Source organism: Seonamhaeicola sediminis, from assembly GCF_004358095.2.
Taxonomy (GTDB): Bacteria; Bacteroidota; Bacteroidia; order Flavobacteriales; family Flavobacteriaceae; genus Seonamhaeicola; species Seonamhaeicola sediminis.
Genome location: NZ_SMZJ02000005.1, coordinates 109064 through 121798, shown reverse-complemented (window position 1 = coordinate 121798; position 12735 = coordinate 109064). Strand labels below are relative to the sequence as shown.

10 protein-coding genes are annotated in these 12735 nt (G+C 33.4%); 6 read left to right on the top strand and 4 right to left on the bottom strand.

From position 1 onward, the window contains the following. Positions 1 to 16: 16 nt before the first annotated feature. The 4 genes from ileS to E1J38_RS10090 all read left to right on the top strand — a co-directional run bounded on the left by ileS (position 17) and on the right by E1J38_RS10090 (position 5538). On the top strand, positions 17 to 3421 hold the full coding sequence (gene ileS, locus E1J38_RS10105; protein WP_133356430.1) for an isoleucine--tRNA ligase: 3405 nt from the start codon (positions 17 to 19) through the stop codon (positions 3419 to 3421). 4 nt (positions 3422 to 3425) lie between these two features. After that, positions 3426 to 3806, top strand: a complete 381-nt coding sequence (locus E1J38_RS10100; RefSeq protein WP_133356429.1) for a TraR/DksA family transcriptional regulator — start codon at positions 3426 to 3428, stop codon at positions 3804 to 3806. 140 nt (positions 3807 to 3946) lie between these two features. Next, complete coding sequence (locus E1J38_RS10095; RefSeq protein ID WP_133356428.1) at positions 3947 to 4567, top strand: lipoprotein signal peptidase; 621 nt, start codon at positions 3947 to 3949, stop codon at positions 4565 to 4567. A 71-nt stretch (positions 4568 to 4638) separates the two neighbouring features. Next, a complete protein-coding gene (locus E1J38_RS10090) occupies positions 4639 to 5538 on the top strand; it encodes an ExbD/TolR family protein (RefSeq protein ID WP_133356427.1) in 900 nt (299 codons plus the stop codon). On the opposite strand, the gene E1J38_RS10085 is transcribed toward E1J38_RS10090, so the two are convergent. Genes E1J38_RS10085 through E1J38_RS10070 form a run of 4 tightly spaced genes read right to left on the bottom strand, consistent with a single transcriptional unit; the run spans position 5535 to position 8379 of the window. Further along, a complete protein-coding gene (locus E1J38_RS10085) occupies positions 5535 to 6098 on the bottom strand; it encodes a 5-formyltetrahydrofolate cyclo-ligase (protein ID WP_133356426.1) in 564 nt (187 codons plus the stop codon). The genes E1J38_RS10090 and E1J38_RS10085 overlap by 4 nt on opposite strands. Then, complete coding sequence (locus E1J38_RS10080; RefSeq protein ID WP_133356425.1) at positions 6085 to 7062, bottom strand: succinylglutamate desuccinylase/aspartoacylase family protein; 978 nt, start codon at positions 7060 to 7062, stop codon at positions 6085 to 6087. Before E1J38_RS10080 ends, E1J38_RS10085 begins: the two co-directional genes overlap by 14 nt. A gap of 19 nt (positions 7063 to 7081) precedes the next feature. Then, entirely contained in the window at positions 7082 to 7957 is an 876-nt protein-coding gene (gene rimK, locus E1J38_RS10075; protein ID WP_133356424.1) for a 30S ribosomal protein S6--L-glutamate ligase, read from the bottom strand. Then, on the bottom strand, positions 7954 to 8379 hold the full coding sequence (locus E1J38_RS10070) for an ATP-dependent zinc protease family protein (RefSeq protein ID WP_133356423.1): 426 nt from the start codon (positions 8377 to 8379) through the stop codon (positions 7954 to 7956). The genes rimK and E1J38_RS10070 overlap by 4 nt, the downstream gene beginning before the upstream one ends. A gap of 101 nt (positions 8380 to 8480) precedes the next feature. Between E1J38_RS10070 and uvrC the strand changes: the two genes are divergently transcribed. Together uvrC and E1J38_RS10060 are read left to right on the top strand one after the other, a co-directional pair. Beyond that, a complete protein-coding gene (gene uvrC / locus E1J38_RS10065) occupies positions 8481 to 10271 on the top strand; it encodes an excinuclease ABC subunit UvrC (RefSeq protein WP_133356422.1) in 1791 nt (596 codons plus the stop codon). Positions 10272 to 10366: 95 nt separating this feature from the next. Next, a complete protein-coding gene (locus tag E1J38_RS10060) occupies positions 10367 to 12535 on the top strand; it encodes a patatin-like phospholipase family protein (protein ID WP_255449859.1) in 2169 nt (722 codons plus the stop codon). Positions 12536 to 12735: the final 200 nt, after the last annotated feature.

Genomic DNA, 12735 nt, shown 5'->3' with positions numbered 1-12735 from the left:
TAAGATTTAAGCGTAAATGAGTGTGAAATTTCCTGAATATAAAGGACTTGACTTGCCAAAGGTGGCAGAAGAAATTCTAAACTATTGGCAAGAAAATAACATTTTTGAAAAGAGTATAAGTTCTAGAGAAGGACAAGAATCTTTTGTGTTTTTTGAAGGTCCGCCTTCGGCTAATGGATTACCTGGTATTCATCATGTAATGGCTCGTGCCATTAAAGATATTTTTTGCCGTTATAAAACTCAAAAGGGTTATCAAGTAAAACGTAAAGCGGGTTGGGATACACATGGGTTACCCATAGAGCTTGGAGTTGAAAAAGAATTAGGCATTACTAAAGAGGATATAGGTAAAACTATTTCGGTTGAAGATTATAACGCAGCTTGTAGAAAAGCTGTGATGCGTTATACTGGAGTTTGGAATGATTTAACTGAAAAAATGGGGTACTGGGTTGATATGGATGATCCCTACATTACCTATGAGCCTAAATACATGGAAAGTGTTTGGTGGCTACTAAAGCAGATTTATGATAAGAATTTGCTTTATAAAGGCTATACCATACAGCCCTATTCACCTAAAGCAGGAACTGGTTTAAGTTCGCATGAGTTAAATCAACCAGGAACCTATCAAGATGTGACCGATACTACCGTTGTAGCGCAGTTTAAAGCGAATACTGAATCTTTGCCAGATTTTTTACAAAATGAAGGCGACATTCATTTTTTAGCTTGGACCACAACCCCCTGGACATTACCAAGCAACACGGCTTTAACGGTAGGTCCTAAAATTGATTATGTATTAGTTGAAACGTATAATCAATATACTTTTGAACCCACAAAAGTTGTTCTAGGTAAACCTTTATTGGCTAAACAATTTGCAGGTAAGTTTACTCAGGTTGAAGAACAAACTGAATTGTTAAATTATAATGCTGGTGACAAAAAAATTCCTTTTTACATTGTAAAAGAATTTAAAGGTACCGATTTAGTTGGAATCAGTTATGAACAACTTCTTCCATACGCCTTACCTAATGACAACCCTGAAAATGCCTTTAGAGTAATTTCGGGAGATTTTGTAACTACCGAAGACGGTACCGGTATTGTACATACTGCGCCAACTTTTGGTGCCGATGATGCCTTAGTAGCAAAACAAGCAACTCCTGAAGTACCTCCTATGTTGGTGAAAGATGAAAACGGCAATCTGGTGCCATTGGTAGACTTACAAGGACGTTTTCGTCCTGAAATGAAGGAGTTAGCCGGCAAATACGTGAAGAACGAATATTATGATGATGGTGAAGCGCCAGAACGTTCTGTTGATGTTGAAATTGCTATTAAACTAAAAGAAGAAAATAAAGCCTTTAAGGTTGAAAAATACAAACACAGTTACCCTAACTGTTGGCGAACCGATAAACCTATTTTATACTATCCGTTAGATTCTTGGTTTATAAAAGTTACAGACGTTAAAGACCGAATGTTTGAACTAAATGAAACCATAAACTGGAAACCAAAAGCTACTGGAACAGGGCGTTTTGGAAACTGGTTAGCTAATGCTAACGATTGGAACTTATCACGTTCACGTTATTGGGGTATCCCGTTGCCAATTTGGAGAACTGAAGATGGTAAAGAAGCACTGTGCATTGGTTCTGTTGAAGAACTAAAAGTGGAAATACAAAAAGCCATAGAGGCAGGTGTTTTAGAAGCCGATATCTTTGCCGATTTTGAAATTGGTAACATGAGTGATGAAAATTATGCTAAAATAGATTTGCATAAAAATATTGTAGATCAAATTACGTTAGTGTCGCCTTCAGGAAAACCAATGAATCGCGAAAGCGATTTAATTGATGTTTGGTTTGATTCGGGCTCAATGCCTTATGCCCAATGGCATTACCCGTTTGAAAATGCCAAGTTAATTGATGAAGGGACAACCTATCCAGCTAACTTTATTGCAGAAGGTGTTGATCAAACGCGTGGGTGGTTCTATACCTTACACGCTATAGGTACTATGGTGTTTGATTCTGTGTCATACAAAAATGTGGTGTCTAACGGATTGGTTCTAGACAAGAGCGGACAAAAAATGTCGAAACGTTTAGGAAATGCGGTAGACCCTTTTGAAACTTTGGGGAATTATGGAGCCGATGCTACACGTTGGTATATGATTTCTAACGCTAATCCGTGGGATAACCTAAAATTTGATTTAGAAGGTGTTGAGGAGGTGAAGCGCAAGTTCTTCGGAACACTCTACAATACGTACTCTTTCTTTAGCTTATATACCAATTTAGATGCCTTTAGTTATGCTGAAGCTGACATCCCATTGGCAGAAAGACCAGAATTAGACCGTTGGATTCTTTCTGAATTACATACCCTTATAAAGAAAGTAGATGCATATTATGCTGATTACGAACCCACAAAAGCAGCGAGAGCTATTTCAGATTTTACTCAAGATTACTTAAGTAACTGGTTTGTACGTTTAAGTAGAAGGCGTTTTTGGAAAGGTGATTATCAAACTGATAAAATTTCGGCATACCAAACCTTGTACACTTGCATGGTTAACATTGCAAAATTGGGAGCGCCAATTGCACCATTTTACATGGATAAACTGTATCAAGATTTAAATTTAGTAACCAAAAAGGAACCTTTTGAAAGTGTGCATTTAGCCAATTTTCCGGTTTATGATGAAAGTTTCGTAGATAAGGCTTTAGAGCGCAAAATGGAAAGTGCGCAAACCATATCATCTTTAGTATTATCCTTAAGGGCAAAGGAAAAGATTAAGGTGCGCCAACCGCTTCAAAAAATAATGATTCCTATTGATAGTAAACAACAAAAAGGAGAGATTCTAGCGGTTTCAGACTTGATAAAGCACGAAGTAAACGTAAAGGAAGTTGAGATTTTAGAGGATGCTTCCGATATTTTGGTAAAACAAATAAAACCGAATTTTAAGGCATTGGGTCCAAGATTTGGAAAAGATATGAAGCTCATTGCAAATGCTGTTAAACAGTTTAATGCAGAGGATATAAAAAAAATTGAACAAACTGGTGAAATTGGGGTTGACATTAACGGAAAAAATATTACTTTAGGGCTTGCAGATGTAGAAATTACATCGCAGGACATAGAAGGCTGGTTAGTTGCCAATGAAGGTGTATTAACAGTCGCCCTAGATGTTACCATTTCTGAGGAATTGCGAAGTGAGGGAATTGCGAGAGAACTTATCAACCGTATTCAAAATTTACGTAAGGATTCAGGGTTTGAAGTTACAGACAGAATTGATGTTAAACTTCAAAAAGACGAAAATATAGTACATGCTATAGATTCAAATATGGCTTATATTAAAACGGAAACGTTAGCAGAAGGGCTTGAAATAATTGAGAATTTAGATAAGGGTATAGATATTGCTTTTGACGATATAAATACCAAATTGTTTATCCAAAAACACTAAAACTATGGGAGCAACAAGTGCAAGATATTCAGATGCGGAGTTAGCAGAATTTAGAAAGTTGATTCAAGAAAAAATTGATAAGGCGCAACATGATTTAGAACTTATAAAAAGTGCCTATATGAATGACCATAACAACGGTACAGATGATACATCGCCTACGTTCAAAGCTTTTGATGAAGGTAGTGAAGTAATGAGTAAAGAATCTAATTCTCAATTAGCCATCCGTCAAGAAAAGTTTATTCGCGATCTTAAGAATGCTTTAATTAGAATAGAAAACAAGACTTACGGTATTTGTAGAGTTACTGGTAAGTTAATTAATAAAAAGCGTTTAGAGTTAGTGCCTCATGCTACCTTAAGTATTGAAGCCAAAAACATGCAAAAATAGTTAATCCCTTTGAAAAGAGGGCTCATGAATAATACAGAAGCGTCATCATTATTTAATGAAAGACGCTTTTTTTGTTTCTTAAAACCCTAATTTGATTGGTTATTGAGGTTAGGAATATTTTTAGGATACTACATTAAACCATGTCGTTAAAAAAAACTATCATACTAGTCGTAGTTATTTTGCTAATTGACCAAATAAGCAAAATATATATAAAAACACATTTTGAACTCCAGGAAAGTGTTGAGGTTTTTAGTTGGTTTAAAATTTTCTTTATTGAAAATGATGGTATGGCTTGGGGCACGAAAATTAGTGATTTTATTCCCTTTATAGATGAAAGAACTGCCAAAGTAGCTTTAACCGTTTTTAGAATGGTTGCTATTTGCGGTATTGGCTATTGGCTTTATGATGTTACCAAAAAACATAAACCAAATGTACTTATATGGGCCATTGCCTTTATTTTTGCTGGTGCGCTTGGTAATATTATAGATTCTGTTTTTTATGGAGTACTTTTTAACGATAGTTATGGGCAAGTGGCTGTTTTTATGCCAGATACTGGTGGGTATGATAGTTTACTTCATGGTAAGGTAGTAGATATGCTATACTTTCCTTTAATTGAAATAGATTTACCAAATTGGGTTCCGTTTTATGGCGGAAAACGGTTTAATTTTTTCGAACCTATTTTTAATGTAGCCGATGTTGCTATAAGCACGGGTTTTATTATGCTTATCGTGTTTAATAAGAGGGCGTTTGCAAAAAAGTAACAGTAGTCTTTTAATAATTAAAAATATTTAAAAGATACTTACCTTATTAATTTTAGAAAAATAGATTTAGTATGAAAATAAGTATTAGTGTATTGTTAATTTTAAATTGCTTTTTTGTTCAAGCCCAAATAGATAAAATAAAATTACCTGAAGGGATTGATGAAATAAAAATAAATTACACTACACCTATTTTTAGTGTTTATATAGATAAAAAGAATAATGTCTTTGTAGAAAACGATTTAGTAGAAATAGGACAAATAGGAAAGATTTTGCAGTATTTTAAGTATAAAATACCTGAAGAACATATTCCGTTTGTGCATGTTTTTATTTATGGAGATAAGAGGGCTAAATATTTAACAATTGATAGAGTTAAAACAGAAGTAGCTTCGTCGGGTATCTTTAATCTCCTATACAAAACTGGCAGTGTCGAAGATACGGATATTTTAAAGGGGGTGCGTTTCAAAAATCATTTTTCATTTTTCAGAGTTAACTTTATAGAGAAAAAAATAACAAAAAAGGAAGAACAAGAAATCGAAAGACGCAGAGATAGTCTAAAACAAATTGAAAATAAAACAGGGGAAAGTATGTTTTTTTTCACACCTCCTCCACCTCCTTTGCATTGGGCATGGGATTTTATGGAAAGGCTTTATACTGACCAACAGGAAATAATTGATGAGATTTTAGCTGATAGACGTTTTTCTTGTATTAGAATTACTAATCATGGAATTAAAATTGATAAAATGATTTTAAGTTTTAGTGAATTACCTGAAATTGAAAAGCTTTTCTTGAGTAACGAGGTGTTATTAGTAAATTTTGATGAGGATTTAGTTTATGAAAACTATTTTAAAATGATTAGTATACTTAGAGATTTTGAACGAAAAAACAAAAATAAGCATATTCCACTTTTTGCAGAAATATCCTCTGAAATTGAAGAAATTCATAAAAAGGCTAATGTGAAAATTTGTAATTAATACTCATAAACCTTCTCTGGAGTCACACAATAATCCAACCCAATATCGTTTTCAAAAATATCACTAATAAGCTCTTCAGCTTCAAAAAAGGAGAGTCCAATTTTTAGAGTAGTAGGTTTGCAATTACTTAAAAATTTGTCATAAAAACCTTTACCATAGCCCACGCGATTGCCTTGTTTATCAAATGCTAAAAGTGGAATAAAGACTACATCAATTTTTTTATTAGAAATTTCAATACCATCAATTGGTTCTGGAATGTTATAATGGTTATTTTTAATTTTAGTATTGTCGGTTAATAAAAAGTGTGTCATTTCCATGGTTTCAAAATCACTTTTAGAAACCACAATATTTTTGTCTTTTCCAGATAAGATGCTTAAAATATACTCTGTATTTACTTCTTTTTGTACTTCAATAGCAAGGAAAATATGATAAAAAGAATGTTCCCAAATAGGTAGTTTTAAGAGCTGATTTGCAATAAGAATACTCTGTTCATCTACATCATTTAATGATAAATTATTGCGTAATGCCTTATATTTTCTTCGCAGTTCAGCTTTTGTCATTTAGTTTGGTACTTATATGAAAAAGAGCATCACCTTGATACACAATAGGTGCTTCGTTTACATTAATGATGAAGCCAGAATTTTGAGCCTTTACAAAGTGATTTAGTTTACCATAAGGGTCTGTGATGTTACCTAATAAATCACCTTTTTGAACTTTTGAGTTTATTTTAATCTGGGCTTTAAACATGCCAGATAGTTTAGCTCGCACCCATTTACTATCTTTAATGAAAACACATTCTTTTCGAGGGGTGGAGGCTTTAAACTTTGGGTTTAGCATATCTAAATGCTTAAGTATGCGTTTAGAACCGTTTACTCCAGAATTTGTTACCGTATTGTCAATATGAAATGACTTGCCTCCTTCAAAAAGTATTAATGGCTTTTTAAGTTTATAGCAGGTATTTCTAAAAGACTTATTTAGGTTTTTGGAATATAAAACAAAGGGAGCTCCAAAAATTTTGGCTAATTTTTTAAGTTCAATATCTCCATCAATAATACGTATTTGAGGGGCATTAAAGCGTCCAGAGCCACCAGTATGGAAATCAATGATGTAATCTACATGAGGAACTACTTCGTTTACTAATTTATAAGCTACTCTACTGGCTAAAGAACCTTTAGGGCTTCCAGGAAATACACGGTTTAAATCCCTGCCATCAGGAAATTCTCTTCTCAAATTGATAAATCCAAAAATATTGATAACAGGTATACAGATAATGGTACCACGTTTAGGTTTATTAATACCCTTGGCAATTAATTGTCTCACAATTTCTACACCATTAACCTCATCACCATGAATGCCAGCAGTAAATAAAACCGTTGGCCCCGGTTTTTTAGAACGCTCAATAATTACGGGTACATTTACAGACGTTGAGGTGTGAAGGTTGGCTACATCAAAGTTTACCTCTTTACTTTCTCCTAGAGCAATGGTTTCTTTAAGAATACCTAAGATTTGTTTTTCAGTCCCCATATATTGGTTTCAAAATGTATTAACGTCTGTTTCTTTCAATATAGGTTATAATGCTTCTAGCTATATTTTTTCCGGTAGCTTTTTCTATACCCTCTAAACCGGGAGTTGAGTTTACTTCTAAAAGCAATGGTCCTCTAGCAGATTGTAACATATCTACGCCACAAACGGGTAATTTTAGTGCTCTGGCGGCATTCATAGCCACTTTTATTTCAGTTTCGTTTAGTTTAATAATTTCTGCGCTACCACCTCTGTGAAGGTTAGAGCGGAATTCCCCCTCTTTTCCTTGACGTTTCATGGCGCCAACTACATGTCCGTCTACTACTAAAGCTCTTAAATCTGCACCTTTGGCTTCGGCTATATATTCTTGAACTAAAGCTCTTGCTTGTAATCCGTTAAATGCTTCTAAAACAGATTCGGCAGCATTTTTAGTCTCGGCTAAAACCACGCCTAAACCTTGAGTACCTTCCAATAGCTTAATAATAACTGGAGCACCACCAACATGGTCTAACACTTTTTCAATATCGCGAGAGTAGTTGGTAAAAACTGTTTTTGGCATGCCAATACCGGCTTTAGACAAACGTTGGAAGCTGCGTAATTTATCTCTTGATCGTATAATGGCATCAGAGGTAACGGAGGTAAAGACATTCATCATTTCAAATTGGCGAACCACGGCGCAACCAAAAAAAGTTACTGAAGTTCCTATTCTTGGAATAATGGCATCAACATAATCTAAATAGCGGTCTTTGTAGTAAATGGTAGGTTTTTCCTTTTCAATGATAAGATCACATTTTAAGGGGTCTATGACTTCAACCTGATGTCCTCTGTTTTCGCCCTCCTCAATAAGTCTTCCGGTAGAATAAAGGTGTTCGTTTCTTGAAAGAATAACTATGTTCATGGTGTTTTTTTGTAATACGAAACGTTTTCTAAATCTACATCAACTATAAACTTTTTACTTAAAAATTGCCTGCCAATTAACACAGGAAATTTCATATCGTCTCTAGTGCTTAAAGTTAAGTTAATCTTATACGTTTTCCCAAAAAATATAACTTCAGATTTTACTTTGTATCTATTTTCCTTGTAGCCGTTACTGCTTTTAACATTAGTCAAAGAATAAGAATCAAAAATCATCTCAGTTTTGCCAAAGTTTTGATGTACGTCACTATTAAAAATACAAAGCAATGCATTGTCAATTTCAATAATTTCAGAGCAGTGTATTGCAGAGGTGTAAGCTCCTGTATCTATCTTAACATCAATGTCGTAGAGTTCTAATTTTGGGAAGTCTACCTTATCTATTCTACCAATAATTGTTTTACTCATTAGCTTTTTTAAAAAGTGGCGCAATGTAGTAAATTAGTAGATGCAAATATTTAGTTGAGCAAAAATTAACCATAAAATATTTAATAAGTACCTTTGAGATAATGGAAGTGCCTACTTTAGAGATACAGTTAAAAACCTTACCTAATCAGCCTGGAGTATATCAATACTTTGATAAAGAAGGAACTATTATTTATGTTGGTAAAGCCAAAAACTTGAAAAAACGGGTTAGCTCTTATTTTACAAAAACACATGATTTTGGAAAAACCAGAGTGCTTGTAAAGAAGATTGCTAAAATAAAGCACATTGTAGTTGAAACCGAAACAGATGCTTTGTTGCTTGAAAATAACCTAATAAAAAAACATCAACCACGCTACAACGTGATGTTGAAAGATGACAAATCCTATCCGTGGATTTGTATAAAAAATGAACGTTTTCCAAGGGTTTTTTCAACACGAAGGGTTTTTAAAAATGGAGGTGAATATTTTGGTCCTTATACTAGTGGCAAAACAGTACATACCTTGTTGGATTTAATAAAAGGATTATATCCCTTACGAACTTGTAATTATGATTTAACAGAAGCAAAAATTAATGCTGGTAAATACAAGGTCTGTTTGGAATACCACTTGGGTAATTGCAAAGGCGCTTGTGAAGACAAAGAAACTGAAGAAGCATATAATGAAAACATAAAGGCAATTCGTCAAATTTTAAAAGGAAATTTTAAGGACTCCTTACATCAATTTAAAAAGCAAATGAAACGGTGTGCTCAAGACATGTTGTTTGAAGAGGCACAAAAAATTAAGGAGAAAATTGAAGTTTTAGAAAACTACCAAGCGCGGTCTACTATTGTAAACCCTAAAATTAGTAATGTAGATGTTTTTTCTATTATGAGTGATGAAACCTATGGTTACGTTAATTTTTTACAATTATCATATGGCTCCATTATTAGATCACATACATTAGAAATTAAAAAGAAATTAGATGAAACTGATAAGGAATTATTGGAGTTAGCAATTACCGAAATCAGACAAAGGTTTCATTCAAATTCTAAAGAAATTTATGTGCCTTTTAAGGTTGACTTAGGGGATAATATTAAAGTAACCATTCCTAAGCTTGGTGATAAAAAACATATTTTAGATTTATCACTTCGCAATGCGAAGTATTACAGAATGGAACGTTTTAAGCAAGACAAGATTGTAGATCCAGATAGGCATGCCAACCGTATTATGGCCCAAATGAAAGCCGATTTAAGACTTAGCGAAGAACCAAGACATATTGAGTGTTTTGATAATTCAAATATTCAAGGAACAAACCCAGTGGCAGCCTGCGTAGTCTTTAAAAACGGTAAACCAAGTAAAAAAGATTATCGTCATTTTAATATTAAAACCGTGGAAGGTCCTGATGATTTTGCCTCCATGGAAGAGGTGGTATTAAGGCGTTACAAACGTTTATTGGATGAAGACCAACCATTACCACAGCTTATTATAATTGATGGGGGTAAAGGACAATTGTCTTCAGCCTTAAAAAGTTTAGACCTATTAGGCTTACGAAGTAAAATTGCTATCATAGGAATTGCAAAACGTTTAGAGGAATTATATTATCCAAATGATCCAATTCCCTTATATTTAGATAAGAAAAGTGAAACCTTAAAAATCATTCAGCAATTGCGTAATGAGGCACATCGTTTTGGGATAGAGCACCACAGAAATAAGCGTAGTAAAAGTGCGCTGAATACAGAATTGGAGACCATACCGGGCATTGGAGAAAAAACAGTAGTAGAGTTGTTAAAACATTTTAAATCTGCTAAACGGGTGGCTAATGCTAAATTAGATGAATTGGAAGTGTTGATAGGTAATTCCAGAGCTGAAAAGGTTTATAATTTTTATCATGAATAAAATATTATCCAAGACTTAAATATTTGAAAAAAAGAATCATCATATCATTCCTTTTTTTGTTCGTTTTCATTTCCGCGAAAGCGCAAAATGATTCTTTGCAAAGTAACAACCAAAAAGTGGGCTTGGTATTAAGTGGAGGTGGTGCTAAAGGGTTGGCGCACATTGGCACACTTAAGATTATTGATAGTTTAGGCGTAAAAGTAGATTATGTTGCAGGAACGAGCATGGGTGCTATTGTTGGAGCCTTGTACGCCTCAGGCTATTCTGGAAAACAACTGGATTCTATTTTTAGGAATGCCGATTTTGATAACATCATCATCGATAATTTACCTCGAGCTTCAAAAGGTTTTTTTGAACGTAATAATGATGAAAAATATGCCTTAAAATTACCTTTTGATGATTTTAAATTAAAATTACCTTCAGCACTTTCAAAAGGTCAAAATGCCTATAATTATTTACTCAAATTATTACTTCATGTTAATGAAATAGAAAATTTTAGTGAGCTGCCTATTCCATTTTTTTGTGTGGCTACCAACATGGAAACTGGTAAACAAGTTATTTTAGAAAAGGGCAACCTTACCCAGAGTATTATGGCAAGTGGTGCACTACCCTCTTTGTTTCAACCAGTAAATTTAAACGGTCAAATTCTCATTGACGGCGGCGTGGTTAATAATTATCCAATAGATGAACTAAGAGCCAAAGGAATGGATATTATTATAGGTGTTGATGTGCAAGACGGACTTATGAATAGAGATGAATTAATTTCAGCTCCCGATGTGTTACTCCAAATTAATAACTTCAGAACCATCAAGGATATGGAAGTGAAGTCTAAAAAAACAGATATTTATATTAAACCAAACATTAAGGACTATAATGTAGTGTCTTTTGATGATGCCAAGGAAATAGTAGATTTAGGAAAACTAGCAGGTTTAGAAAAACTTAAAGAATTAAATACGTTAGCAAAAAAGGCTAGTGTTTCTCACCTTAAATTAAGACCCTATCAACAGGATAGTATTGTTGTTAACCAAATTTCTATAAAAGGTTTAGAAAAATATACAAGAGCTTATGTCTTGGGAAAATTAAAACTTAAGGGTGGTGAAAAAATAAGCTACAATGAGCTAATGAAGGGTATTAATAGCTTAGTAGCTACAAATAATTTTGATTCGTTTGAGTATCAATTAAAGACTTCAAAAAATAAAAAAGGTTTTGATTTTTATGCTAATTTAAAAGAAACAGAAACAACTACATTTTTAAAGTTTGGAGTACATTATGATGATTTATATAAAAGTGGTGTTTTAGTCAATATCACAAAAAAACGACTGTTATTTGATAGTGATATTGCTTCTTTAGATGTAGTTCTAGGAGATAATGTGCGTTATAATTTTGAGTATTTAATTGATAAGGGTTTTTATTGGAGTGTGGGGGTGCGGTCTAGGTTTAACAATTTCTACAAAAATATAAGCGCCCAATTGTTATTAGATGATTCTGAAATAGATGCCACAGGATTAAATAAAATTGAGGTTGCATTACAAGATCAAACCAATCAGTTTTATTTGCAAACGTTGTTTAGAAAAGACTTTGCGTTTAGTGCTGGTGCAGAACATAAGCGGTTAGAAATTTCATCAGAAACTTTGGCAACCAATAATGAAGATGAAGATTTTATTTTTGAAAACACTGATTATTTCAGTGCTTTTGGATGGCTTACTTTAGATACCTATGATGATAAATATTTTCCTAAAAAAGGAGTTTTTTTTGACGGTGATGTACATACCTATCTTTATGCATCTCATTTCAATAGTACGTTTGAACCTTTTACTTTGGCAAAGGCTAATATGGGTTATGCTTTTAGCGTATCTGATAAACTAGCCATTAATTTACAAACAAGTGGAGGCTTTAAATTAGGTGATAAATCTACCCAAACCTTAGATTTTGCTCTTGGAGGTTACGGAAATAATTTAATAAACAATTTTATTCCCTTTTTAGGTTATGATTTTATATCAATAACTGGTAATAGTTTTGTGAAAGCTTATGCAAGTGTAGATTTTGAGGTGCTTAAAAACCATCACTTTACTATAGAAGGTAATTGGGCAAATGTTGATGATGATATTTTTGATTCGGGCGAGTGGTTTACCCTGCCCGATTATAGAGGCTATGCTCTTGGGTACGCTATTGATACATTTTTAGGGCCAATTCAGGTAAAGTATAGCTTTTCACCTGAACGAAACCAAGGCGTCTTATTTGTTAATTTAGGGTTTTGGTTTTAACTAAACCTTAAGAATAGTTTTTCGTATTTTACCGATATTTGTATTGTTATGAAGTTTTTGTTTAAAGACTTATTGCAGTTTCTACATTATCTTATCAAGAGAAATCCTGAATAAGCAGGCATTCTTATCTTTCCTGAATTCGCAGGAATCTTTTAAATTTATTATCTTTAATACAACTCTATTAGTCATATTATCAGGCT